The 24,569-nt window shown below is 74.9% G+C and carries 25 protein-coding genes; 4 read left to right on the top strand and 21 right to left on the bottom strand.

The features are described 5' to 3' along the window. Positions 1-293 precede the first annotated feature (293 nt). From ACLE50_RS03505 to eccCa, 4 genes are all read right to left on the bottom strand, one after another. Positions 294-590: a WXG100 family type VII secretion target gene (locus tag ACLE50_RS03505; RefSeq protein ID WP_410941867.1), complete on the bottom strand. Its 297-nt coding sequence runs from the start codon at positions 588-590 to the stop codon at positions 294-296. A 32-nt stretch (positions 591-622) separates the two neighbouring features. Further along, the gene (locus ACLE50_RS03500) at positions 623-934 is read right to left on the bottom strand and encodes a WXG100 family type VII secretion target (RefSeq protein WP_410941866.1); all 312 of its coding nucleotides are present in this window, start codon (positions 932-934) and stop codon (positions 623-625) included. Positions 935-1,087: 153 nt separating this feature from the next. Further along, positions 1,088-2,455 carry a type VII secretion-associated protein gene (locus ACLE50_RS03495; protein ID WP_410941865.1) on the bottom strand — a complete coding sequence of 456 codons (1,368 nt, stop codon included), beginning with the start codon at positions 2,453-2,455 and terminating at the stop codon, positions 1,088-1,090. Then, positions 2,452-6,426, bottom strand: coding sequence for a type VII secretion protein EccCa (gene eccCa, locus ACLE50_RS03490; protein ID WP_410941864.1), 3,975 nt, complete (start codon positions 6,424-6,426; stop codon positions 2,452-2,454). The genes ACLE50_RS03495 and eccCa overlap by 4 nt, the downstream gene beginning before the upstream one ends. A 126-nt stretch (positions 6,427-6,552) precedes the next feature. Between eccCa and eccD the strand changes: the two genes are divergently transcribed. Then, on the top strand, positions 6,553-7,911 hold the full coding sequence (eccD, locus tag ACLE50_RS03485) for a type VII secretion integral membrane protein EccD (protein ID WP_410941863.1): 1,359 nt from the start codon (positions 6,553-6,555) through the stop codon (positions 7,909-7,911). Then, positions 7,908-9,284, top strand: coding sequence for a type VII secretion-associated serine protease mycosin (gene mycP / locus ACLE50_RS03480; protein ID WP_410941862.1), 1,377 nt, complete (start codon positions 7,908-7,910; stop codon positions 9,282-9,284). Before eccD ends, mycP begins: the two co-directional genes overlap by 4 nt. A 93-nt stretch (positions 9,285-9,377) precedes the next feature. Here mycP and eccB read toward each other — a convergent pair whose 3' ends face one another. Then, a complete protein-coding gene (gene eccB / locus ACLE50_RS03475; protein WP_410941861.1) occupies positions 9,378-10,709 on the bottom strand; it encodes a type VII secretion protein EccB in 1,332 nt (443 codons plus the stop codon). Between the two features lie 118 nt (positions 10,710-10,827). On the opposite strand from eccB, the gene ACLE50_RS03470 reads away from it, so the two are divergent. Beyond that, positions 10,828-11,289, top strand: a complete 462-nt coding sequence (locus ACLE50_RS03470) for a nuclear transport factor 2 family protein (protein WP_410941860.1) — start codon at positions 10,828-10,830, stop codon at positions 11,287-11,289. A gap of 33 nt (positions 11,290-11,322) precedes the next feature. Here ACLE50_RS03470 and ACLE50_RS03465 read toward each other — a convergent pair whose 3' ends face one another. From ACLE50_RS03465 to infA, 11 genes are all read right to left on the bottom strand, one after another. Beyond that, the gene (locus ACLE50_RS03465; protein ID WP_410941859.1) at positions 11,323-11,766 is read right to left on the bottom strand and encodes a nucleoside deaminase; all 444 of its coding nucleotides are present in this window, start codon (positions 11,764-11,766) and stop codon (positions 11,323-11,325) included. A 10-nt stretch (positions 11,767-11,776) separates the two neighbouring features. Then, positions 11,777-12,724, bottom strand: coding sequence for an isopenicillin N synthase family dioxygenase (locus ACLE50_RS03460; protein ID WP_410941858.1), 948 nt, complete (start codon positions 12,722-12,724; stop codon positions 11,777-11,779). Next, positions 12,721-14,118, bottom strand: coding sequence for a purine-cytosine permease family protein (locus tag ACLE50_RS03455; RefSeq protein WP_410941857.1), 1,398 nt, complete (start codon positions 14,116-14,118; stop codon positions 12,721-12,723). The genes ACLE50_RS03460 and ACLE50_RS03455 overlap by 4 nt, the downstream gene beginning before the upstream one ends. Positions 14,119-14,184: 66 nt before the next feature. Beyond that, positions 14,185-15,102, bottom strand: a complete 918-nt coding sequence (gene truA, locus ACLE50_RS03450; RefSeq protein ID WP_410942260.1) for a tRNA pseudouridine(38-40) synthase TruA — start codon at positions 15,100-15,102, stop codon at positions 14,185-14,187. Beyond that, on the bottom strand, positions 15,099-15,899 hold the full coding sequence (rplQ, locus tag ACLE50_RS03445) for a 50S ribosomal protein L17, sunset domain variant (protein WP_410941856.1): 801 nt from the start codon (positions 15,897-15,899) through the stop codon (positions 15,099-15,101). The genes truA and rplQ overlap by 4 nt, the downstream gene beginning before the upstream one ends. A 2-nt stretch (positions 15,900-15,901) precedes the next feature. Continuing rightward, on the bottom strand, positions 15,902-16,954 hold the full coding sequence (locus ACLE50_RS03440) for a DNA-directed RNA polymerase subunit alpha (protein ID WP_410941855.1): 1,053 nt from the start codon (positions 16,952-16,954) through the stop codon (positions 15,902-15,904). Positions 16,955-17,048: 94 nt separating this feature from the next. Continuing rightward, entirely contained in the window at positions 17,049-17,654 is a 606-nt protein-coding gene (gene rpsD, locus ACLE50_RS03435; RefSeq protein WP_410941854.1) for a 30S ribosomal protein S4, read from the bottom strand. 18 nt (positions 17,655-17,672) lie between these two features. Continuing rightward, on the bottom strand, positions 17,673-18,080 hold the full coding sequence (rpsK, locus tag ACLE50_RS03430) for a 30S ribosomal protein S11 (RefSeq protein WP_410941853.1): 408 nt from the start codon (positions 18,078-18,080) through the stop codon (positions 17,673-17,675). Next, positions 18,080-18,460, bottom strand: coding sequence for a 30S ribosomal protein S13 (rpsM, locus tag ACLE50_RS03425; protein ID WP_410941852.1), 381 nt, complete (start codon positions 18,458-18,460; stop codon positions 18,080-18,082). Before rpsM ends, rpsK begins: the two co-directional genes overlap by 1 nt. Before the next feature lie 184 nt (positions 18,461-18,644). Continuing rightward, complete coding sequence (gene rpmJ, locus ACLE50_RS03420; protein ID WP_130292373.1) at positions 18,645-18,758, bottom strand: 50S ribosomal protein L36; 114 nt, start codon at positions 18,756-18,758, stop codon at positions 18,645-18,647. A 31-nt stretch (positions 18,759-18,789) separates the two neighbouring features. After that, positions 18,790-19,011 (bottom strand): translation initiation factor IF-1, encoded by a 222-nt coding sequence (infA, locus tag ACLE50_RS03415; RefSeq protein ID WP_010228514.1) that lies wholly within the window; start codon positions 19,009-19,011, stop codon positions 18,790-18,792. A 506-nt stretch (positions 19,012-19,517) separates the two neighbouring features. On the opposite strand from infA, the gene ACLE50_RS03410 reads away from it, so the two are divergent. Continuing rightward, complete coding sequence (locus ACLE50_RS03410; protein ID WP_410941851.1) at positions 19,518-19,922, top strand: hypothetical protein; 405 nt, start codon at positions 19,518-19,520, stop codon at positions 19,920-19,922. 62 nt (positions 19,923-19,984) lie between these two features. On the opposite strand, the gene ACLE50_RS03405 is transcribed toward ACLE50_RS03410, so the two are convergent. The 5 genes from ACLE50_RS03405 to ACLE50_RS03385 all read right to left on the bottom strand — a co-directional run bounded on the left by ACLE50_RS03405 (position 19,985) and on the right by ACLE50_RS03385 (position 24,501). After that, positions 19,985-21,364 carry an NAD(P)(+) transhydrogenase (Re/Si-specific) subunit beta gene (locus tag ACLE50_RS03405; protein WP_410941850.1) on the bottom strand — a complete coding sequence of 460 codons (1,380 nt, stop codon included), beginning with the start codon at positions 21,362-21,364 and terminating at the stop codon, positions 19,985-19,987. After that, positions 21,364-21,738 (bottom strand): NAD(P) transhydrogenase subunit alpha part 2, encoded by a 375-nt coding sequence (locus ACLE50_RS03400; protein WP_410941849.1) that lies wholly within the window; start codon positions 21,736-21,738, stop codon positions 21,364-21,366. The genes ACLE50_RS03405 and ACLE50_RS03400 overlap by 1 nt, the downstream gene beginning before the upstream one ends. Further along, positions 21,738-22,895 carry a Re/Si-specific NAD(P)(+) transhydrogenase subunit alpha gene (locus ACLE50_RS03395; RefSeq protein ID WP_410941848.1) on the bottom strand — a complete coding sequence of 386 codons (1,158 nt, stop codon included), beginning with the start codon at positions 22,893-22,895 and terminating at the stop codon, positions 21,738-21,740. Before ACLE50_RS03395 ends, ACLE50_RS03400 begins: the two co-directional genes overlap by 1 nt. A gap of 144 nt (positions 22,896-23,039) precedes the next feature. Further along, positions 23,040-23,885 (bottom strand): type I methionyl aminopeptidase, encoded by an 846-nt coding sequence (gene map / locus ACLE50_RS03390; protein ID WP_410941847.1) that lies wholly within the window; start codon positions 23,883-23,885, stop codon positions 23,040-23,042. Between the two features lie 61 nt (positions 23,886-23,946). After that, the gene (locus ACLE50_RS03385; RefSeq protein WP_410941846.1) at positions 23,947-24,501 is read right to left on the bottom strand and encodes an adenylate kinase; all 555 of its coding nucleotides are present in this window, start codon (positions 24,499-24,501) and stop codon (positions 23,947-23,949) included. Between the last annotated feature and the right edge of the window lie 68 nt (positions 24,502-24,569).

Below are 24,569 nucleotides of genomic sequence, written 5' to 3'. Positions count from 1 at the left end.
GTGGTGGGCGGCCCCGGGTGCCCCGGGCCGGCCCACGCTGGTGTGTCTGGTGGTTCCTCAGCGTGCCGCTGGTGGACGCCGGAGGGACGCACCCCACCGAGACGATGCCCGGGCGGGAAAGCGCCCGCGGGTCTCCACCGCTGCACAACGAGAGTCAAGAGTACCCGCCGGTTCGCGGGGCGGGCACGCGGGGTGGCGAACACCGCGCCGACCACCGCGTCCGCACCCCCGGCCGAGCTCGCGGTCGAGCCGGTGGGAACGCCGCCCCGCGACCGGGTGCCCGGGCCGGTCGTTCAGCCCCGCCAGCGGGCCGCGTTGGCCTGCTCGGTCGCACGGTACGCGTCGTGCGCGCGGCCCAGTGCGACGCCGATGCGGTCCAGGGTGTCGTTCAGCCCGGCCGCGGAGGTGTCCCAGCGCTGCTGGACGGCCTGGTAGTCGGCCGCGGCCTGCCCGGTCCAGGTCCCGACCATCGGCGCCAGGTAGCGGCGCAGGTCCTCGAGCTGGGTGCGGATCCGGCCCGCGGTCGCGGCGACGTCGGCCCGGGCCCCGTCGAGCGCGCTGAAGGTGACCTTGATTTCCGGAGTGCTCATCTGTTCCTCGTCTCCTGGGTCGGTGCCGCGGCTCAGCCGAGCGCCGTGGTGATCGCGCCGAGGGAGCTCGCCTGCTCCTGCTCGCGCTGCTCGTAGTCGGCCCGGTTGCCCTGCAGGGCGGTGCCGATCGTCGCGAGGGACTCGTTGAGGGTGCGGGCCTCGGTGTCCCAGCGCTCCATCAGCTGCGCGAACTGCACCGCCGCCTGACCGGTCCACATGCCCGCCAGCGGGGCGAGCTTGCCGCGCAGGGCGGCGAGCTCGCCCGCGACCTCGCTGTTCACCCCCCGCACGTGCCCGGCCGCGCGGGCCATCTCCTCGGTCGTCGTACCGAACCCGTCGGCCATGCGGCTCACCCGTTCCGTTCGTCGTCGGTCGTTGTCGTCGTGGGTTCCTGCCCGGCGGACCGTGCCCGCCTGCCGAGCAGGGTCGCCCGGCGCCGGGTGCGGGCGTGGCCGTTCCGCCCAGGTCGTTCGCGAACGGGAACGACGCGCGGACGGCTACCCCGTGAGCCGCAGGCCGGCGACGACGTCGAGGCACGCCGCCGGGACCGGCGCCCCGGCCGGCCTGCGGCAGCCGGCGACGAGCTCGTCGGCGCCGTCGAGCACGACGTGCCAGTCGGTGACGGTCGTGGTGTCGCGCTGGACGTAGCGCAGGACGGGACGGCCGGCCACCTGCCGCGGCCACGGCCCGTCGACGCCCGGGACACCGGCGAGCAGCGCGGCCAGCTCCCGGCGGGCGCGGGCGGGTTCGGCGGTCGCGTCGTAGGTGAGCGGGCTGCGTTCGACGACGAGGAGCGCGGCCCCGTCCGGGCGCCCGGCGGGGGTGAGCAGCACGCGTCGTCGCGCGGGGTCGCCGCCGGAGTGCTCCCAGCCGTCGGGCAGGACGGTGGCGTAGCCGTACTGGACCACGCTGCGCCCGGCCGCCGGGACCGTCCGGGTGGCGGAGGTCGTCGCGCCGAGCACCAGCCCGGTGACGACGAGCGCGGCGCCGAGCAGCGCCGCCGCGGTGAGGACGTGGTGGCGCAGGCGTCCGGCGACGCCCGGCCGCTCGGGCTCCGCATCGGCGGCGGGATCCGGACCGGCAGCGGGCTCCCGATCGGCGCCGGACTCCGGACCGGCGCCGGACTCCGCGGTGGCACTCATCGCCGGGACCGCTGCGGGCAGGCCGGCACCGGACAGGGCGGCACCGAGCAGAGCCGCCCCGAGGACGGCCGCGGTCGCGGGCCCCGCGCCCTCCACCGACGCGGGGTCGGCCGGGGCCACGGACGGTCCCGCCACCCGCACCGGGCATCCGGCGCGTGCCGCGACGGCGTCGCGCAGCACCGGGTCGCCGCCGTGCGCTCCGGCCAGGACGACGGCGCGGCACCCGCGCGCGGCCCGGGCGATGCCGTCGGCACGCGGGTCCCCGGGCGGCGGGTCGCGTTCCGCGGAACGTGGTCCGGGTGCCCCGGCCACCGGGCCGAGCGGTACCGCCGTCACCCGTGCTCCGTCGACGACCTGCGCCGCGCCCCGGTCGGCGTCGACCACCAGCACCGGTCCGTCCGGCGGGGCGGCCCCGGTCGCGAGCACGGCCGCACCGAACGGCACCGGCAGCACGCGCGGATCGCCGGGGAACGGTGGGCCCGGCAGCGCGGCGTCAGCGCCCAACGCCTCCCCACCCGCTGCGTCCCCACCCGCCGTGTCCCCACCCGCCGTCCCGACCAGCACCACGACGTCCGGTGGCTCGTCCCCCAGCCACTCCGCCACCGCAGTCGCCGGCGCGGTCCCGGGCGGCAGCCCGACGAGCAGGGTGACTCCGGCCGTGTCGGCGGCGGCCAGCAGCAGCGCCGACGGGGTCGCGTGCAGCGCCGCCGCGAACCCGGTCACGGCTCGTCCGATGGCACCCGGGCCAGCTGGATCCGGCGGGCACCGGCGCGGCGGTCGACGAGCACCGTCCTGCCGGGCGGCAGCGGGGCGGGACGCGTCCGCTCGAGCAGCGGGCCCTCGTCGGCGCTGCCGGACCCGACGAGTCCGGGGGCACCGAGCTCGCGCAGCCGCCCGAGGACGGGGTCGAACATCGCCCGCGCGGCCCCGCCGGTGCGCCGCGCGACCACGAGGTGCAGACCGACGTCGCCTGCCTGGGCCAGGAACTCGACGAGTGCCTGCAGCGGATGCGCACCCGCCCCGCCGGGTGCGGGCGCGACGAGGTCGTAGTCGTCGACGAGCAGCCACAGCTCCGGCCCGCTCCACCAGGACCGTTCCCGCAGCTGGGCGGGGGTGACGTCCGGGCCGGGCAGCCGTCGCCGCAGCGATCCGGCGATCTCCGCGGCGGCGTCGGCGGTCGCCGCCGCAGTGGCGGTGTGCGCCAGCAGGTGCGACGGTGCGACGGCCCCGAGCAGGGTGCGCCGGTGGTCGACGACGACGATCCGCGCCTGCTCCGGGGTCCACCGCGCAGCGATCCCGCGGGCGAGCAGGCGCAGCAGGTTCGTCTTGCCGCCGCCGGAGTCGGCGAAGCAGAGCAGGTGCGGCTCGGCCGGGTCGAGCTCGACCGCGCCGAGCCGGTCCTCGTCGACCCCGACCGCGATCCCGCGGCCCGGCCCCGGCGGCAGCTCGGACACGGTGATGCGGTGCGGCAGCAGGCGCACCGCAGGCATTCCCGGTCCCGGCCACGCGGCGGCGATCGCGGCCACCGTGCCCGCGGGTGCGTCCGGGACCGCGGCGGGCCGGCGGGTGGACGCGGCGTCGTCCGGCGCGGCCCCGCCGGGCCCGGGGCCCAGCGCCGGTGTCGCGACCACGGCCGCGGCGCCGCCCGGGTCCAGCCCGTGCCCGGCCCGCGCCGGGACCGTCGCCGCGCGGCGCCGGTCGATCTCGGAGTCGCCCGGGTCGCCGAGCCGCAGCTCCAGCCGGCTGCCGAGCTGGTCCTTGAGCGCGGGCCGGAACTCCGCCCAGCGCGACGCGGTGACCGCGAGGTGCACCCCGTGCCCGAGCCCCTGCGTGGCCAGGGCTGTGACCTTCTCGTCGAGGTCCTCGAAGTCCGCGCGCAGCGCCCCGTAGCCGTCGACGACGACCACCAGGTCCGTGCACGGCTCCCCCGCCGTCACCGGGTCGCCGGCCGCGCGCCGCGCGCGGAACTCCTCCACCGAGCCGATCCGGTGCACCGCGAACAGCTCTGCCCGCCGCTCGACGGTGGCGACGGCGTCGGCGACGACCCGGCGGACGAGGTCGGCGTCGCGGCGCCCGGCGACGGTGCCGACGTGCGGGAGCCCGGCCAGCGGCGCGAGTGTCCCGCCGCCGAGGTCGACGGCGTGCACGCCCAGCTCGTCGGGGGTGTGGGTCAGCGCCAGCGCGGTGACGGCGGTGCGCAGCGCGGTCGACTTCCCCGCCCGCGGCCCGCCGACGACGGCGAGGTGCCCGGCCGCGCCGGACAGGTCCAGCACCAGCGGGTCCCGGCGCTGCAGGTACGGCTGGTCGACCAGCCCGACCGGGGCCAGCAGCCGCCCCGCGGGCCCGGGTGCGGCCAGCCCGCGGCCCGGCCACCGCACCGGGGTCCCGAGGACGGCGGTCAGCGGCGGCGGGTCGTCCAGCGGCGGCAGCCAGACCCGGTGGGCCCGCGGTCCCGGACCGGACACCGCGGCGACGACGAGGTCGAGGGTCGTGCCGCCGTCGTCGGGGACCGGCCGGGCCACGGGTGCCACCGCGACCGGCGGCGCGGCCACCACCGCGGTGCCGAACGGCAGCACCCGCTGCGCCGCCCGCGCGCCGGCACGGCGCCGGTCGGGCGCCCGGTACGGCCCGGACACGTAGGCGGCCCGGAACCGCACCAGCTCGTCGGTGCCGGCGGACAGGTACGCGGCGCCGGGCGTCGGCGGGAGCAGGTGCGCGTCCGGGACACCGAGCACCGCACGGGACTCGGCGGCGGAGAAGGTCCGCAACGCGATCCGGTACGACAGGTGCGACTCGAGCCCGCGCAGCCGTCCCTCCTCGATCCGCTGCGACGCCAGCAGCAGGTGGATGCCCAGCGACCGCCCGAGCCGGCCGACGGTGACCATCAGGTCGATCATCTCGGGGCGCCGGGCGAGCAGCTCGGAGAACTCGTCGACGACCACCAGCAGCGACGGCAGTGCCGGCAGCGACGACGGCGAGTTGTTCCCGGCCCGCCACGCCTCGTACTCCGCCTGCGACGCCAGGTTCCCCGCGGTCCGCAGCAGCTCCTGGCGCCGCGTCATCTCCCCGGCGAGCGCGTCGGCCATCCGGTCGACCAGGCTCAGCTCCGACACCAGGTTGGTGATCACCGCGGACACGTGCGGCAGCCCAGACAGCCCGAGGAAGGTGGCGCCGCCCTTGAAGTCGACGAGCACCAGGTTGAGCTCGTCGGCGGTGTGCGTGGCGACCAGCCCGAGCACCAGGGTCCGCAGCAGCTCGGACTTGCCCGAGCCGGTCGCGCCGATGCAGAGCCCGTGCGGCCCGGCGCCACCCTGTGCGGACTCCTTCAGGTCGAGCACGACCGGGCGGCCTGCGTCGTCGGTGCCGAGCGGGACCTGCAGCCGCACGCCGTGCGGGCGGGACGCCCGCAGCGCGGCGATCCGGTCCGGGCCCAGCCCGTCGAGGCCGAGCAGGGCGGGCAGCCCGGCCGGGCCGGCGTCCGGGTCCTCCGCCGGATCGTCGTCGGTGACGGCGACGCCCTCGGGCCGGTAGCGCGCCAGCCGCCGGGCCAGCGCCCGCGCCTCGGCGACGGTGACGGCGTCGGCGGTCCCGGCGGCCGGCCCGTCCGGGCCACCGCGGCGCAGCACCGCAGCGCCGTCCGCGGCACGCGCGGCGGCCAGCCGCAGCACCGACGCGGCCGGGCGCCGCCCGCCGGACGGGCCCACCCGCAGCGTCGTCACACCGGGCAGCCCGGCCCACGCGCCGGGTGTGTCGGCGCGGTTGCCGACGGCGTCGACGACGACGAGCAGGTGCTGCTGGGCCGCCGCCCGCTCCCCCGCCCACCAGCCGCGCACCTCGTCCGGGTCATCGGTGATCATCCGGACCGGCCCGACGGCGTCGGCGTGCCGGGGATGGCCGTTGTGCGGCAACCACTTCACCCAGTCCCAGGAGGCCGGGTCGGCGGTGACGACGGCGAGCCGGGCGTCGTCGGGGCCGTGCCACAGCACGTACTGCGCGACGAGCGCGCGGGCCAGGTCCAGCGCCGGGCCGGGGTCGGCGGCGAGCTCCGGCTCCAGCCAGACGGTCGTCGTGGCGCGCAGGTCGAGCGCGATCGGCAGGCCGGGCACGGTCGCGTGCCGGCGCAGGAACCGGCGCAGCGCCGGCACCGACAGCGGCTCCAGGGTGTCGACCGGCCCGGTGCGCGGGGCGACGAGCGGGGTGGCGAGGCGCTGGGTGCCGCGCCCGATGCGCAGGCGGGCGAAGTCGTCGTCGCCGGGGCGGCGTTCCCAGATCCGGCCGGCGGCCAGGACGTCCGGCCAGGCCGCGGGCTCGGGGTGCACGGTCTCCAGGGCGAGGCGCTGGGCGGCGGCGGTGTCGCGGACCCGGCAGGCCAGCACGTCGAGGTAGCGCAGGTAGTCGCGCCGGTCCTCGTCCATCGCGGCGGCCCGCGCACCCGGCCCGCGGCCGCCGCCGGTGACCATCATCCCGAGCGCGGACAGCGCGAACATCCCGCCGAACAGCCAGCTGTTCGCGTCGCCGTGGCCGACCACGACGAACAGCAGCGACCCGCCGACCATCGCCAGGGGCAGCAGCCGTTGCAGCGGACCGGCGGGGACCGGGCGTTCCGGCTCGGGCGGCGGCTCGATGACGAGGTCGCCGGCCGGCAGCTCCGGGACGGCCCGGCGTGGCCGCCGCACCCCGATCGTCGCACCCACCGCGTCTCCGTTCCCGGCCGAGTTCTCCCGAACGCCCTCGGTGGGCTGCGGGGACGTCCGATACTCGCAGCGCCCCGGCGCGGCCGAGGCCGTTCCGCGGAAATGCCTGCAGCCCAGGAGGTGCCCGTGACCTCGGTCGTCCCCCGTCCCGTCGCCGTGTCCGTTCCCGCGTCCGGCCGGTGGGTGCGCGTCACCGTCGTGACCCCGCGCGGGCGGGCGGACCTGGCGTTGCCCGCGGACGTCGCGGTGGCCGAGCTGGTGCCGATGGTGCGGGAGGTCGTCGGCGGCCGTCCCGTGTCCCGGCGGCCGGAGGGCTGGCGGTTCACCGGTACGTCCGGGGTCCCGCTCCCGCCGGACGCCACCCCGGACGAGCTGTCGCTGCGCGACGGCGAGCTGCTCCATCTCGGCCCGGCGCGCCCGGTGCCTGCACCCCCGGTCGTCGACGACGCCGCGGACGCCGTCGCCGAGTCCGTCCGGTCCGCGACCGGTCCCGGCCCGCTGCCGGTGGGCGCGGTCGGGGCGACGCTGCTGGTCGTCGCCGCCTGCGGGGTGCTCGCGACGGTCACCGGGCCGCTGCGTCCTGGGGCCGCGGTGCTCGCCGGGGCCGGGGCGCTCGTCGCGCTGCTGGTGGCCCGCAGAAGCGGCGGGAACGGCGCGGCCTGCTGCGCCGTCCCGCCCGCCGCGACCGCGGGCCTGCTCGCCCTCCCGCCGACGACCGGGGCCCCCTCGGCGGGCGCGCTCCTGCTCGCCGCGGCCGCGGCCGGTGCGGTCGCCGCGACCGGGCTGGTCCTGCTCCGCGTGCTGTCCCCGCTGCTGCTCGCGGCCACGCTCGCGACGTCGGCGACGGCCCTGGCCGCGCTGGCGGCGCTCGTCCTCGACGCACCGGCCCCCGCGGTCGCCGCGGGGCTCGCCGCGCCCGCGCTCGCCGTCGGCCCGCTGCTGCCCCGGATCGCGCTGCGTCTGGCCGGGGTCGCGGCGCCGGCCGTCCCGACCGGTGCCGACGACCTGGCCGCCGCCGAGCATCTCCCCGGTGCCGCCGAGCTGCCCGCCCGCGCGGAGCTGGCCCGCGGCCTGCTCGCCGGTGCCGTCGCCGGGACCGCGCTGCCCGCCGCCGGTGCCGCCGCGCTGGCTGCGTCCGGCGGCGGAACGGCGGGCGCCGGGCTGGCCGCGGTGACCGCCGCGGTCCTGCTGCTACGGGCCCGGACCCACACCGAGCCGCTGCCCGCGCAGGCCCTGACCGGCTGCGCGCTGGCCGGGGTCGCGGCCGCCGCCGTGCCCGCGGCACTGGCCCACGGTGCCGAGATCCGTCTCGCCGTGGCCGCCGGTCTGGGGCTGGCGACGCTGGTCGGTGCGGCCTGCGTGCGGGCGACACCGTCGCCGCCGGTCCGCCGCGCTCTCGACGTCGTGGAGCTGCTGCTGACCGCCGCCGCGATCCCCGTCGCGCTCGCCGCGATGGGCCTGTTCGCCCTGGTCCGCGGCCTGTGACCGGCCGGCGAGCGGTCCCGGCGCGGCGCGGGCGCCGGGCCGCGGCGGCGGTCCTGGCCACGACGACACTGGTCACGACGGCCCTGGCGACGACCGCACTCATGGCACCGGCGGCCCTGCCGAGCGCTCCGCCGGCCGCGCCGGAAGTCCCGATGTCCGTGCCGTACCCGCTCACCCCGCCGTACCCGGTCGCCCCGGCGGCGCTGGGGCCGTACCGGGCCGCGCCTGCCGATTCCTCCGTCCCGCCGGAACGGGCCGCGGGCCTGCGCCGCACGGGCGACTGCACCCGGCCGGGACCGGCCGGTCCCGGCGCCGCCGCGACCGGCCTGTCCCCCGCGCTGGGTGAGGGCGCGGGCGTGGTCGTCGCGGTGATCGACACCGGGATCGCGCCGGTGCCCCGGCTGACCGGGCGGCTGCGCGGCGGCGGCGACTACCTCGCAGGCGGCGACGGCCTCGACGACTGCGACGGTCACGGCACCGACGTCGCGCTGCTGCTCGCCGGCGGTGCCGACGCAGGCCGCGGAACCGGCGGAGGGCGGGGCGCGGGGGTCGCGCCGCGGGCCGGGATCCTCTCGCTGCGCCAGTCCAGCAGTCACTTCGTCGTCACCGGTCCGGACGGCGCCGAGCGCCCGGCCGGAGAGATCCGCACCCTGGCCGCCGCGCTCGACCGCGCGGTCGCACTCGGCGCGTCGGTGATCAACGTGTCCGAGGTGGTGTGCCTGCCCGCCGACCGGCTCGACGACGTCGGCGCCCCGCTGCGGCGCGCGGTCGCCGCCGCCGAGCGGGCCGGTGTGCTGGTGGTGGCCGCGGCCGGGAACCTCGACCCGGCCGGGACCTGCACCGGCGCGCCCGGGCTGCGTCCGCTGCCCGCGTCCTACGACGGGGTGCTCGCCGTCGGAGCCGTCGACGCCGACGGGACCCCGGCACCGTTCTCGGTGCCGGGCCCGTGGGTCGACGTGGCCGCCCCCGGCGTGGCCGTCCCGGACCCGGATGGGAGCGGGACGATCAGCGGGACCTCCTACGCCGCCCCGGTCGTCGCCGGCACCGCCGCAGTCCTTCGTGGACGGTTCCCGATGCTGACCCCGCGGCAGGTAGCCGACCGCATCCGCGCCACCGCGACGCGCCCCGGCACCGGACACGACGACCGGGTCGGCGACGGCGTCGTGGACCCGGTCGCGGCGGTCACCGCCGAGCCGCTGCTGCTCACCCCGCGCCGGGCGGCGCCGGTCCGGGCTCCGCTGGTCGTGGCCGCGCCGGCCACCGGCTCGCTGCCGCTCACGGTCGCAGCCGGTGCCGTCGCCGGGCTGGGTGGGCTGGTGGCCGCCGCCCTGGCCGCGCTCGGGCGCCGCCCCGGCCGCCGGCCGGGCCGCTGACCTTCTGACAGAGCTGCCGCCCGGACCGCTGACCAGAGTCGCTGACCAGGGCGAACGACACCGGCGACAGGACCGGTGCGACAGGACCGGTGCTCAGCGCGGCACGTCCCCCACCTCGCGCGCCGCCCGCACGTCCAGCACCCCGGCCCGCGGCAGCAGGCCGAGCACCCCGGCCGGCGCCGCCGGGGCCGGCTCGACCCCGACGGCCCGCGCCGAGAGCTCGTCGGCGACGCCGTACACCGCGCCGGAGGCGGTCAGCAGCCACCGCGCACCGGAGCCGTCCACACCGGACCTCAGGGGGCCGGGTCCCGAGGGCGGCAGCACCACCGTGTCGGCCCGCGGCCCGGCGCCGTCGGCCCCGGTGAGCGGCACCGCGGCCCCGCCCGGCACGGCCGGCACCCGGTCGCCGACGACCAGCCCCGCCCGCCCGTCCCGCCAGGTCGCGCACAGCACCGGGCCGGCAGGCGCATCCGAGGCCCGCTCGCGCGGCCACGCCTCCACACCCGGCACCGCCCGCACCGGCGCGGACGCCACACGGCCGGGCGGCACCGTCGTCGGGCGGTCGTGGCCGCTGCGGGCCAGCAGTGCGTCGGCCAGCGTCACCGGGATCGGGGCGAGACCGCCGTCGACGTCGAGCAGGGTCAGCTCCGGCGCCCCGAGCGGGCGGCTGGTCACCACCTCGCCGGTGCCGGGCAGCCGCAGCGGCGCCCCCTCGGGGATCGCGGACAGCACGGCGGCCGCGATCCGCCGTGCCGGTACCCCGCGCAGGCCCAGCCCGGCCACGACCGCGGAGTCCCCGGTGTCGGTGCGGTGCCGGACACCGTCGTGCACCAGGTAGGTCGCGCCGCCCTCGGCGGTCAGCAGCACCGGCGCCACGGCCGGATCGGGTCCGGGCGCGAGCGCCCCGGCGAGCACGGTCGTCGCACCGTCGGAGTCGCACGCCGCCCACGACGACGGCACCGGCGCCCCGTCCAGCGGCACCCCGACCGCGGGCGGCACCGCGGCCGGCGGGGTGCGCGGCGCGGTCGCCAGTGCGGCGTCGGGGACCACCACCGGGACCGCCGACGCGCCGTCGGTGCGCCCGAGGGCGGCGAGAACAAGCCGTCCGGCGACGGGGTCGGGCACCGGGACCAGCCGGTCCGGTCCGGTCGCGACGGCGTAGAGCACGCCGGTCCGCTCACCGCGCACCAGCTCGGCGCGGCGCCAGTCCGGCGCCGGATCGGCCCGCGCGAGCACCCCCGCCACCACCAGCGACAGTGCCCCGGCCACCACCCCGGCGACGACGGCACGCCGCCGCGACCGCAGCCCCTCGTGCGCCAGGACCGCGTCGCCGCGGACCAGGGCGGCCTCCAGCCGCCGTTCCCCGAACCGGTACGCGTCGGCCTGGTCGCGGGTCGCCGGGGCACGGCCGGGCTCACTGCTCACCGCGCGACGGTAGGTCCGCCCGTCCCCCGTCCGGCCCGGTTCCGGGGAACCTGCGTAGAAGTCCCCACCGGCGGTAGCGTCGCCGGCGCCCCACCCTGATCACCGCGAGGAGCCCGTCGTGGCCGAGGACCGCCCGCCCTACCCGCCGTTCGACGAGGAGACCGCCCGGACGAAGGTCCAGGCCGCCGAGGACGCGTGGAACACCCGCGACCCGCAGCGCGTCGCGCTCGCGTACACACCGGACTCGGTGTGGCGCAACAGGGACACGTTCCTGCACGGCCGCGACGAGATCGAGGCGTTCCTGACCGCGAAGTGGGAGCGCGAGCAGGACTACGCGCTGCGCAAGAGCCTGTGGAGCTGGAGCGGCAACCGGATCGGCGTCCGCTTCCAGTACGAGTGCCGCGACGCCGACGGGCAGTGGTGGCGCAGCTACGGCAACGAGCTCTGGGAGTTCGACGACAACGGGCTGATGCGCCGACGCGAGGCCAGCATCAACGACGTCCCGATCACCGAGGCGGACCGGCGGATCCACGGGCCGCGCCCGGAGAGCGAACGCGGCACCGACATCCCGCTGCAGTAGCCACGGCAGCAGGGCTGCTCCGCAACAGCAGGGCTACTCGGCGACGCCGATGTCCTCGTTCCACAGCTCGGGTCGCTCGGCGACGAACGCGCTCATCATCGCCACGCAGCGCTCGTCGTCGAGCACCTCGACGCGCACCCCGTGCTCGGCGAGCCAGTCGTGCCCGCCGTGGAACGTGCGCGCCTCACCGATGAGCACCGCACCGATCCCGAACTGGCGGACCAGCCCGGCGCAGTACCAGCACGGTGACAGCGTGGTGACCATCGTCGTGGCGCGGTAGTCGCGCAGCCTGCCGGCATTGCGGAAGGCGTCGGTCTCGCCGTGCACGGTCGGGTCGTCGTCCTGCACACGCCGGTTGTGCCCGCGGCCGAGCACCTCGCCGTCCGGCCCGACGAGCGCGGCGCCGATCGGGATGCCGCCCTCGGCGCGCCCCTGCTCGGCCTCGGCGATCGCGACGTCCAGCCAGCGCGGATCCATGCGGGAGAACCTATACCGGCGGCTGGACCGAGATCGCGTCCAGTCGCTCCCGCAGGAACGGTGCGGACACCACCGGCTCCAGGTTCTCGTGCCCGAGCGGCGGCGCCAGCGGGGTGACGACGGCGTCGTGGTCCAGCTCGAAGAAGAACACCAGCGAGATCAGGTCCTCGTCCGGGGCGTGCGCCTGCGGCGGCAGGACGCGGTGCCGCCCGGCCCGCCAGCGGTGCCCGGTCCAGTGCGCGAGCAGATCGCCGACGTTGACGGTCAGCGCGTCCGGTGCGTACGGCGCGTCGGTCCAGCCGTGCCCGGCCACGTCGACCTGCAGGCCGCCCGCCCCGGGCTCGCGGTCGAGCAGCGTGACGGTGCCGAAGTCGGTGTGCGGCCCGATCCGGAACTGCCCCGGCGCGGGCGCGCCGACCTCGGTCAGCGGCGGGTACCGGTTGATGTTGAACGTCCAGGTGGGGTGCACCGCGAGGTCCCGCAGTGCGCCACGGTCCAGCCCCAGCGACGCGGCGCACAGCTCCAGCAGGTCCCCGGCGACCCGCTCCATCGCCGTGCAGTACGCCGTCGCGGCCTCGCGCAGCGCGGGGACCTCGGCCGGCCACACGTTCGGCGGGAACCACACGGCGTCCATCCCGGCGTCGCCGGTGGGGGTGAACGGGCCGATCGCGAACGACTCCTTCAGGTCCGGCGGGGACCCGGCCGCGCCGTCCTCGACCCGCTCGTTGGCCTCCACACCCGGCGGCAGCCAGCCGCGCCCGCCGACGTCGACCGCGTAGCGCCGCTTGACCTCCTCGGGCAGCGCGAAGAACTCCCGCGCGGCCGCGCGCACCGCGCCCGCGGCACCGCCGGGCAGATCGTGCCCGACGACCTGCAGGAACCCGGCCCGCTGCAGCGCGGTGTCCACCGCTGCGGCGTCGGCCGCGGTGAGGTCCACGGTCGGGATCAGCTCGCTCATACCCGTTCCCTCCCACCCAGCAGTACGTAGGTGCCTGCCGACAGCACCGCGCCGACCGCGAAGGCGATGTCTCCGACCTCCGGATGGTCGCGCGCGACCAGGCCGACGAACAGCTCCTGGTTCGCGAACAGCCCGACCGACACCACGATCCCGACGAGCAGCGCGATCGGGCCGGCGTGGTTGCGGTGGTCGCGGTCGTAGAACAGGGCCGGGTCGACGGGCCGTCCGCGCCGCAGCCACTGCTCGGTCAGCACCACGCCGAGCCACGGCCCGATCCAGTACACGACGACGAGCAGGAACGCCTCGTAGCCGGCCGCGGCGTCGTCGAGGGCGTAGGCCGCGATCGCGAACCCGACGACGCCGAACACCAGCGCCACCACCGCCCGGGCCCGGCGCATCGGCACGTCGACACCCAGCGACAGGAACGCCATCGCACCCGAGTAGACGTTGAGGACGTTCGCCGACATCGCCCCGAGCGCGATCGCCAGCAGCGTGACGTCCGCGAACCCCTCGTTGAACAGGCCGACGTAGTTCCCGACCGGGTTGTCCCCGTCGAGCCCGGCGGCCGTCGCCGCGCTCACCGACGCCGCACCGGCCACCATCAGCACCGTCGAGGAGACCATCAGCCCGGCCCCGGCGGAGAGCCCGGTCAGCCGGGTGGAGGTGGTCCGCGGCAGGTAGCGGGTGTAGTCCGCGGCGTAGGGGGTCCAGCCGGCCGCGTAGCCGAAGACCGCACCGACGGTCAGCAGGAACCCCGCGACCGCTCCCGGGCCGCCGGGCGGCGGGGCCGCCCAGGGGTCGGACAGCCCCAGCACCGTGCACGCGCCGATGCCCAGCACGATCGCGAGCAGCGGGAACGCGATCCGCTCGAAGGCCTGCACCAGGTTGTGCCCGAAGTAGGCGACCCCGACCTGCACGACGACGACCGCGACCAGCCATCCGACGGGCCCGCCGCCGGTCAGCGACGACAGCGCGAACGCGGCGCTGACGCTGTTCACCGCGAACCAGCCGAATCCCGAGGTGAGCGTCATGAGCCCGGCGGGCAGCGCATTGCCGCCGTAGCCGAACGCCAGCCGTCCCAGCACCATCTGCGGGACGCCGTGCGCGGGCCCGCGGGCGGACAGCACCCCGAGCGCGACGGCCGCGAGCCCGTTGCCGAGCACGATCGCGGCGACCGCCTGGCCGAACGTCAGACCGAACGCCTGCACCGACAGGACCCCGACGAAGATCGTCGCGAACTCCAGGTTCGGCGAGGACCACGTCCGGAACAGCTGCAGCGGGCTGCCGTGCCGCTCGGCGTCGGGCACCGGCTCGTTCGCCCCCGGCTCGACGGCGACGACCCGGTCCCCGTAGCCGCGGTCCGCGCCCGGCGCCGCGGGCTTCTCGGTGGTCATGCGGACACTGTGGCCCGCGGGAGCCACCCCGGGGAACAGCGGTAACCGGGAGTTGACACCCGGGAGTCAGGACACGCCCGGCACCCGGATCCGCCGCGTCGTCTCCGCCCGTGCCGCCAGCTCGTCGTCGCCCGGGTAGTCGACCCCGGTCAGTGACAGCCCGTGCGCCGGCGCGACGGTCACCTCCGAGGCCCGCACGGTCCGGCTCAGCAGCCCGGACGGCCAGTCCACCGGCCGGTGCCCGCGCCCGGCCTCGAGGACCGCGCCGACGAGGCTGCGGACCATCGAATGGCAGAACGCGTCCGCCGACACCGCCGCGACCAGCACGTCCGGTTCGCCGGGGGCGGGCTCCCATTCGAAGCGCTGCAGCGCGCGGACGGTGGTGGCACCCTCGCGGCGCTTGCAGTAGGCGGCGAAGTCGTGCTCACCGAGCATCAGCGCCGAGGCGGCGTTCATCGCGACCGGGTCCAGCGCGTAGGGCCAGGCGACGGTGTCGCGGGCACGCAGCGGCTCGGCGCCGAACGGCGCGGTGGTGACCCGGTAGCGGTAATGCCGGCGCAGCGCGGAGAACCGGGCGTCGAACGCGTCCGGGACCCGGGTGACGGCGTGCACCCGCACGTCGGCGGGCAGGAACCGGTTGAGCCGCCGCAGCAGCGCGTCGATCTGCGGCTCGAGCGACACCGGCAGGTCGGCGTGGCAGACCTGCCCGGACGCGTGCACCCCGGCGTCGGTGCGTCCGGCGACGGTGAGCCGCAGCGGGATGCGCAGCACGGTGGACAGCGCCTCGGTGAGCACACCCTGCACAGTGCGCCGCGTCGGCTGCTGGGCCCAGCCGGAGAAGTCGGTGCCGTCGTAGGCGACGTCGAGCCGGACCCGGCGGGTCGGCTCCGGCGAGGGCCGGGGTACCGGGGCGGGATCCCCGGAAACGCCGACGAGCCCGCCGTCGGGGACGGCGGGCTCGTCGGGGTGGTGCGTACTGCTCAGGAGTCGTTCCGCTGGGACGCCGGCTTCTGGAAACCGGCGGCCTCGGCGGCCTCCTCGGAGGCGAACCAGACCTCGGCCACGGTGCGGTCGTAGAACGACGAACCGGGGACGTGGTACAGCATCGAGTCGGCGTTGCCCTTGATCTCGAAGCCCTCGGGGGCCTGCGACGCGTCCGCCAGCGGGGCGTGCGAGCCCTCGCCGTACGGCGCCTCGAAGGTCTCCGCGGCCTCGGCGGCGGACTCCACCGGACCGTCCGCAGCCGCGTCCGAGGCCGCCGCAGCGGACTCCTCGGCGGCAACGGCCTGGTCGACGTCCGCGTCCGCGGCCTCCGACGACGGCGCGGCCTTCTCGGCCTCACCGGCGTCGTCGAGCTCGGCGTCCGCGGTGGCGGCCTGAGCGGCGGCGGCACGACGGGCACGGTTGGCCTCGTCGGTCGCCGTCTTCTGCGAGACCAGCTCGATGACGGCCATGGCGGCGTTGTCGCCCTTGCGCGGCATCGTCTTGGTGATCCGGGTGTAGCCACCCTCGCGGTCCGCGAAGAACGGCGCGATCTCGGTGACCAGGCGGTGCACGACCGACTTGTCGCGGATCACCTTCATGATCTCGCGCCGGTTGTGCAGGTCGCCGTTCTTGGCCTTGGTGATCAGCCGCTCCGCGTAGGGACGCAGCCGACGGGCCTTGGCCTCGGTCGTCGTGATCCGGCCGTGCTCGAACAGCGAAGTCGCCAGGTTGGCCAGGATCAGCCGCTGGTGCGCGGGCGACCCGCCGAGGCGGGCACCCTTGGTGGGCTGGGGCATGGCTACAACTGCTCCGTTTCTGCGTAGTCCTGACCGTCGTCGCCGAAGGCGCCGGGGTCGAACCCGCCGTCACCGTCTGCGCCGTAGTCGCTCGCCGCCGCCGACGGGTCGAACCCGGGCGGGCTGTCCTTGAGGGCCAGGCCGAGGCCGACGAGCTTCATCTTGACCTCGTCGATCGACTTGGCGCCGAAGTTGCGGATGTCGAGCAGGTCCGCCTCGCTGCGGCCGACGAGCTCGCCGACCGTGTGGATGCCCTCGCGCTTGAGGCAGTTGTAGGAACGGACCGTGAGGTCCAGCTCCTCGATCGGCATCGCGAACGCCGCGATGGTGTCCGCCTCCTGCGGGGAGGGGCCGATCTCGATGCCCTCGGCGTCCACGTTCAGCTCGCGGGCCAGGCCGAACAGCTCGACCAGGGTCTTGCCGGCCGAGGCCAGCGCGTCCCGCGGGGTGATGGACGGCTTCGACTCGACGTCGAGGATGAGCTTGTCGAAGTCGGTGCGCTGCTCGACACGCGTCGCCTCGACCTTGTAGGTCACCTTCAGCACCGGCGAGTAGATCGAGTCGACCGGGATCCGGCCGATCTCGGCGCCGGTCGCCTTGTTCTGCATCGCCGGGACGTACCCGCGACCCCGCTCGACGACGAGCTCGACCTCGAGCCGGCCCTTGTCGTTCAGCGAGGCGATGTGCAGGTCCGGGTTGTGCACGGTGACCCCGGCCGGCGGCACGATGTCGCCGGCGGTGACCGGGCCCGGGCCCTGCTTGCGCAGGTACATCGTCACCGGCTCGTCCTCCTCGGAGCTCACGACGAGCTCCTTGAGGTTCAGGATGATGTCGGTGACGTCCTCCTTCACCCCCGGCACGGTGGTGAACTCGTGCAGGACGCCGTCGATCCGGATGGACGTGACGGCGGCACCGGGGATGGAGGACAGCAGGGTCCGGCGCAGGGAGTTGCCGAGGGTGTAGCCGAAGCCCGGCTCGAGCGGCTCGATGACGAACCGCGACCGGGTCTCGGTGACCACGTCCTCGGTGAGTGCGGGTCGCTGAGAGATCAGCATGGGAATGTGCCTCCTTAGCACCTGCGGCAACCGCTATTTGATGCCGCAGCGGTGCCCGCCGCCCCTCCCTGCGGGGCGGCGGGATGCCGAGTCGCTACTTCGAGTAGAACTCGACGATCAGCTGCTCGGTGACCTGCGTGTCGATCTGAGCGCGCTCCGGGAGCTGGTGCACCAGGATGCGCAGCGTCGACGGGACGACCTGCAGCCACGCCGGGACCGGGCGCTCGCCCTGGGTCTCCTTGGCGATGACGAACGGGTCCATGTTCCGCGACTTCTCACGCACGTCGATGATGTCGTAGCGCGAGACCCGGTAGCTGGGGATGTCCACGTTCTTCCCGTTGACCGTGAAGTGGCCGTGGTTCACCAGCTGGCGGGCCATGCGACGCGTGCGGGCGAGGCCCGCGCGGTACACGACGTTGTCGAGGCGCGACTCGAGGATCTGGAGCAGCTCGTCGCCGGTCTTGCCCTCGCGACGGTGCGCCTCCTCGTAGTAGGCGCGGAGCTGCTTCTCCTGGAGGCCGTAGCCGAAGCGGGCCTTCTGCTTCTCCTGGAGCTGCAGCAGGTACTCGGTCTCCTTCACCCGGATCCGGCCGTGCTGGCCCGGCGGGTAGGGACGACGCTCGAACGCCTGGTCGCCGCCGACGAGGTCGGTCTTCAGTCGGCGGGACTTGCGGGTCATGGGGCCGGTGTAGCGAGCCATGGTGGTTCTCCCTTCCCCTTAGACCCGGCGCCGCTTGGGCGGACGGCAACCGTTGTGCGGCTGCGGGGTGACGTCGGAAATGGTGCCGACCTCGAGGCCGGCGGCCTGCAGCGAGCGGATCGCGGTCTCGCGGCCCGAGCCCGGGCCCTTGACGAACACGTCGCACTTCTTCATGCCGTGGTCCATCGCCTTGCGGGCGGCGTTCTCGGCGGCGAGCTGCGCGGCGAACGGCGTCGACTTGCGCGAGCCCTTGAGGCCGACGTGCCCGGACGAGGCCCAGGCGATGACGGCGCCGGTCGGGTCGGTGATCGACACGATCGTGTTGTTGAACGTGGACTTGATGTGGGCGTGCCCGTGCGCGACGTTCTTCTTCTCGCGACGGCGGACCTTCTTGGGTCCGGTGCCCTGGCGTGCGCGGGGCGGCATTACTTCTTACCTGCCTTCTTCTTACCGGCGACGGTCTTCTTCGGACCCTTGCGGCCGCGCGCGTTGGTCTTCGTGCGCTGGCCGCGGACCGGGAGACCGCGACGGTGGCGGATGCCCTGGTACGAGCCGATCTCGATCTTCCGGCGGATGTCGGCCTGCACCTCGCGGCGCAGGTCGCCCTCCACCTGGAGGTGCTCCTCGATGTAGTCGCGGAGCTTGTTGACGTCCTCGTCCGTCAGCTCCTTGGACCGCAGGTCCGGGCTGATGGCCGTGGCCTCGAGGATCTGCTTGGACTTGGCTCGTCCGACCCCGTAGATGTAGGTGAGCGCGATCTCCATCCGCTTCTCGCGGGGAAGATCGACGCCGGCAACGCGTGCCATGCGGCGCTGTCTCCTCTTGTAGTAGTTCCAGGTCTGCCCGGTGTCCGTCCCGGCCGCCGCTGCGTCCGAGCCCCGGCCTGGTTCCGGGGGTGCCTCCGGGCCCTCGTGGCCCGGCGGGTACACCGGGGGCTTCCCGTGTGTCAGCGATCAGAGGATCGCGGCACGTGCCCGCTGTGAGCGGTGATCAGCCCTGGCGCTGCTTGTGGCGCAGGTTCGAGCAGATCACGATGACCCGGCCGTTACGGCGGATCACCTGGCACTTGTCGCAGATCTTCTTGACGCTCGGCTTGACCTTCACGTCGACTGCCTCTGTCCGTCGTTGGTGATCGTCACTTGTAGCGGTAGACGATGCGGCCGCGGCTCAGGTCGTAGGGCGAAAGCTCGACGACCACGCGGTCCTCCGGAAGGATCCGGATGTAGTGCTGCCGCATCTTGCCGCTGATGTGCGCGAGAACCCGGTGGCCGTTCTCCAGCTCCACCCGGAACATCGCGTTCGGCAGGGGTTCGACGACCCGGCCCTCGACCTCGATCGCCCCGTCCTTCTTGGCCATGTCCTCCGCTATCCGTGACAGGTGTCGTTACCGCGTCACCGCGGTGGTGCGTCGTGCGTGCGGTGACTGCACGGCCCGGCGCCCCGGGACGGGACACGGACCGCACGGTGCGCGCGCGGGACACGGGGACCGGTGTGCGGATCGCACGACGGGACCTGCGCCGACAGGCGCACCGAGAGACCAGTGTACGGACGCGCATGGGCCGGGATGCACGCGGGGGTGACACGCGTGCTACGGCTCGCCGGGCCGGACGGCCACGGAGCACCGGGTGCGCGTGCCCGACGGTACCGGCGACCCCGCTCCGGGGCCAGTACCGCGCCATGGTCACGCTGCACCGACCGAGCGTGGTCACGCTGTGCCGACCGAGCGTGGTCACGCTGTGTCCACGAAGATCGACACGGAGGGTCGCCGGGTAACCCGCAGGTGGTCCTCCTCGTTGGACCGGGTGCTCTCGGGTGCACGGCCCGCACACGGCGGCGCCGGCGCCCCAGCCGAAAGGGAGATCCGTGACGCGCACCCTCGTCCGCCCGGCCGTCGCACTGGCCGTCGCCGCCACCGCCGCCCTCGTGCTCACCCCCGCCGCGGGAGCGGCCCCGCGCCCGGCGCAGGGCACGGCCGTCGCGCTGGCCGGCACCACCGCCGACGGCGCGTCCGCACCGGTGTCGCGGGTGCTGGAGAACCCCGACCTCGGTGTCTGCCAGGACCTCACGACCCCGGACGGCCGCCCGGCCACCTGGACCCGGTTCGTCAACGGGACCGACCGGGTCGCGCTGGTGTCGCCGCTGCCGTGCACCGCGCAGGCCGAGCCTGCGCCCGCCGCTCCGGCCACCGCCGCCTCCGGACAGCAGATCGCCGCCGGTCAGAGGTCCGACCGCCCGGTGCGGTCGGTGCGCTTCAGCGCCATCCCCTGACCGGCGGCGACCGCCGGAGCAACTGGGTCGTCCGAGCTGTCCCTCAGAGCTAGAGCTGTCCCTCAGAGCTGCTTGAGCTCCTCGGTGACGCCCTCGACCGAGCCCTTGGCGTCGCCGAAGAGCATCGAGGTGTTGTCCTGGAAGAACAGCGGGTTCTCGATGCCGGCGAAGCCGGAGCTCATCGACCGCTTCAGGACGATCACGTTGTTGCTCTCGTCGACGTTGAGGATCGGCATCCCGTGGATCGGCGAGCTCGGGTCGTTGCGGGCCGCCGGGTTGGTGACGTCGTTCGCCCCGATCACCAGCGTGACGTCGGTGCGGGAGAAGTCGTCGTTGATCTCGTCCATCTCCTTGAGGTTGTCGTAGGACACCTCGGCCTCGGCCAGGAGCACGTTCATGTGTCCCGGCATCCGGCCCGCGACGGGGTGGATCGCGAACTTGACGTCGACGCCCTTGGCCTCGAGCAGCTTGGCCATGTCCTTGACCGCGTGCTGTGCCTGGGCGACGGCCATGCCGTAGCCCGGCACGACGATGACGCGGTTGGCATAGGCCATCTGGATCGCCGCGTCCGCCGCGGAGGTGGACTTGACGGTCTTGTCGCCGTCGTCGCCGCCGCCCGCGACCGAGGCGCCGCCGAACCCGCCGACGATGATCGAGGGGATCGTCCGGTTCATCGCGACGGCCATCTGGTTGGTCAGGATCGAGCCGGACGCACCGACGATCATGCCGGCGACCATCATCGCGGTGTTGTTCAGCGCGAGCCCCGCGGCCGCGGCCGCCAGACCGGTCATCGCGTTGAGCAGCGAGATGACGACGGGCATGTCCGCGCCACCGATCGGCAGCACGACCATCACGCCGAGCACGCCGGCGAGCACGAGCACCAGCACGATCCACAGCTGCGAGGTGTTGCCGAGCCCGGCGATCACCGCGCAGACGATCGCGCCGGCCAGCAGCAGCACGTTGACGACCTGCTGGAGCTTGCCCAGTCCGATCGGCGAGGAGGAGACGATCTCCTGCAGCTTGCCGAACGCGATCAGCGATCCCCAGAACGAGATCGAGCCGATCACCGCGGAGAACAGCGACGCGATAACGAAGGCGACCGCGCGGCCCTGGAAACCGGGCGTGGCCAGGAACTCCGACCAGGCGATCAGGGCGACCGCGCCACCGCCGACGCCGTTGAACAGCGCCACCATCTGCGGCATCTGGGTCATCTTGACGTTCCGTGCCGACGGGACGCCCAGGATCGTGCCCAGAACCAGGCCGATGATGATCCACAGCCAGTTGTGGTGGACCGTGAGCAGCACGGTGACCAGTGCGATCGCCATGCCGATGCCGGCGATGACGTTGCCGCGGACCGCGGTGCGCGGCCCGGTGAGCCCGCTCAGGCCGTAGATGAACAGCGCGAACGCGATGATGTAGAGAATCGGCTGCAGGATGTCCATCAGGCGCCGCCCTTGGCTGCGGTGTCGGCGTCGACGGTCATGTCGCCGTCCTTCTCCTTCTCCTCGGCCTCGCCCTTCGCGGGCTTCTTGCCCTTGAACATGCCGAGCATGCGGTCGGTGACCAGGAAGCCACCGACGACGTTGATCATGCCGAACGCGATCGCGATCACGAGCAGGATCGTCTCGAGGACCGAGGCGTTCTCCAGCTCGCCGAGCACGACGATGCCGCCGAGCACGACGATGCCGTGGATGGCGTTCGTGCCCGACATCAGCGGGGTGTGCAGGGTGTTCGGCACCTTCGAGATGACCGCGAACCCGACGAACCCGGCCAGGACCAGGATCGCGATGTCGGCCAGCAGGCTTCCGGACTCCATCAGGACTCTCCCTCCGTGCTGTCGTCCTGCGCGGGGGCCGGCTCGTCCCGCGTCACGCAGGACTTCGCGAGCACCTCGTCGTTCCAGTCCGGGGTCAGCTCGCCGTCGGAGAGCATCAGCTCCAGCAGCGAGGTGATGTTGCGCGAGTACAGCTCCGAGGCGTGCTCGGGCATCCCCGCGGGCAGGTTCTCCGGCGACAGGATGATCACGTCGTGCGCGACGGTCGTCTGCCCGGGCTCGGTGAGCTCGCAGTTCCCGCCGGTCTCGCCCGCCATGTCGACGATGACGCTGCCGGGACGCATTCCCTCGACCGCGGCCGCGCTGACCAGCTTCGGGGCCGGGCGGCCCGGGACGAGCGCCGTCGTGATGACGACGTCGAAGCCGGTGATCGCCTTCTCCAGCTGCTCCTGCTGCTGCCTGCGCTCGTCCTCGGAGAGCTCGCGGGCGTACCCGCCCTCGCCGGCCGCGTCGATGCCCAGGTCGAGCCACTGCGCACCGAGCGACTTGACCTGGTCCGCCACCTCGGGGCGGACGTCGTAGCCGGTGGTGCGTGCGCCCAGCCGCTTCGCGGTCGCCAGCGCCTGCAGCCCCGCGACGCCGACGCCGAGCACCAGCGCCGTCGCCGGCTTCACCGTGCCCGCCGCCGTCGTCAGCATGGGGAAGAACCGCGTCGAGTTCTCCGCCGCCGCGAGCACGGCCTTGTAGCCGGCCACGTTGGCCTGCGACGACAGCGCGTCCATGCCCTGGGCCCGCGAGATCCGCGGAATCGACTCCATCGCGAACGCGGTGACCCCCGCGTCCTTGAGCGCCTGCACCGTCTCCGGTGACGTCAGCGGCGACAGGAACCCGATCAGCGTCGTGCCGGAGCGCAGCTTGCCGATCTGCTCGGTCGTCGGAGGGTTGACCACCGCGACGACGTCGCACTCCCACGGGTCACCGATCTCGGCCCCGGCATCGGTGTACTCGGAGTCGGGGATCAGCGCCCCGTCACCCGCACCCGGCTCGACGACCACCCGGGCACCACGCCCGGACAACTTGCCGATGACCTTGGGGACCAGCGCCACCCGGCGCTCGCCCTCCCGCACTTCCTTCGGGACGCCGACGGTGACCGTCTTCTGCGGCCCCGCGTCCCCGCCGTTGGCGGCCTCTTCGCCCATGCCGGGAACCTAGAGCATGGGTCCGGCTCCGTGGCGCACCGACGTGACCGGGACTACCCCGAAGATCTGTTCTTGATCGATCTCACCTGGGCGCTGAATCGGTGCAGACACGCCCTCGGGGTGATGTCCGTCCCATCCTGTTTCTCAGGATCCGAGACGGTCCGGAGCCCCGGCCGGGGCGGTGAGCAGCCACGGGCCGTCCTCGGTGACCGCGACGGTGTGCTCCCAGTGCACGGCACGCCCGCCCGCGGCCGTGACGACGGTCCAGCCGTCCTCCAGCTCCATCGTCTCCGGGTCGCCCGCGACGAGCATCGGCTCGACCGCCAGGGCCATCCCGGGACGCAGCTTCGGGCCGCGGCCCGGTTCGCCGTGGTTGGGCAGGAACGGGTCCATGTGCATCGAGGTGCCGATGCCGTGCCCGCCGTACTCGGCGACGATCCCGTAGTCGGCGCGGTCGGCCATCGCCGCCGCACGGCACGCCTCCTCGATCGCGTGCGAGACGTCGGTAAGCCGGGCACCCGCCTGCACGGCGAGCAGCCCGGCCTCCATCGCGCCGCGGCAGGCGTCGGACAGCGCGAGGTCGGCGGGCGCGACGTCGCCGACGGCGATGGTCACCGCGGAGTCGCCGTGCCAGCCGTCGAGGATCGCCCCGCAGTCGACGGAGATCAGGTCGCCGTCGGCCAGCACGGTCGACGACGAGGGGATCCCGTGCACGATCTGGGAGTTCACCGACGCGCAGATGCTCGCGGGGAAGCCGTGGTACCCGAGGAACGACGGGACGCCGCCCGCGTCGCGGATGGTCTGCTCGGCCACCGCGTCCAGCTCCGCCGTGCTCACACCCGGCTTCGCCTGCTCGGTGACCGCCGCGAGCGTCGCGGCGACCAGAGCGCCGGCCTCCCGCATCGCCTGCAGCTGTGCCGGGGTCTTGAGCTCGATGTCGCGCCCCCGGTAGCGGGCGATGGCGCCGCGTACGCCGCCCCGACCGTTCATCGGTTCCGTGCCTTCTTCCCTGCTGATCTCCGGGCGGATCTCCCCGCCCGTGGGGTGGTGCTCAGACGCTGCTGGGGTTCAGCGCGAAGTCGATCCGCTGCGCGACGTCGTCGACCGAGCCGACGGCGTCGACCGTGCGGACCAGGTCGGCGTAGTGCTCCAGCAGCGGCGCGGTCTCCTGGCGGTAGACGCGCTGCCGGTTGCGGATGGTCTCCTCGTTGTCGTCGCTGCGGCCACGGGCCAGCAGCCGCTCCACGAGGACCTCGTCGTCGACCTCGAAGTAGAGGACGGCGTCGAGCTTGGTGCCCTTCTCGTCCAGGATCGCGGCGAGGGACTCGGCCTGCGAGGCGTTGCGCGGGAACCCGTCGAGCAGGAAGCCCTTCTGCGCGTCGGAGTCGCCGAGGCGGTCCTTCACCATCGCGACGGTCACCTCGTCCGGGACCAGGTCACCGGCGTCCATGTAGCGCTTGGCCTCCTGGCCCAGCTCGGTCTCGTCGCGCAGGTTCGCCCGGAACAGGTCGCCGGTCGAGATGTGCGGGACATCCAACCGGGCGGCCAGCTTCTCGGCCTGCGTCCCCTTGCCCGCACCGGGCGGCCCCACCAGAACGACTCGCACGCGAACCCGACCTCCAAGATTTCGTTGCCGACGCCGGCCTCGTCACCGGCGCCCGGTACCACTGACTG

The organism is Pseudonocardia phyllosphaerae, assembly GCF_046546475.1.
Classification (GTDB): Bacteria; Actinomycetota; Actinomycetes; order Mycobacteriales; family Pseudonocardiaceae; genus Pseudonocardia; species Pseudonocardia phyllosphaerae.
The sequence above is the reverse complement of the archived record's forward strand: the minus strand, read 5'-3'. Positions and strand labels throughout refer to the sequence as shown.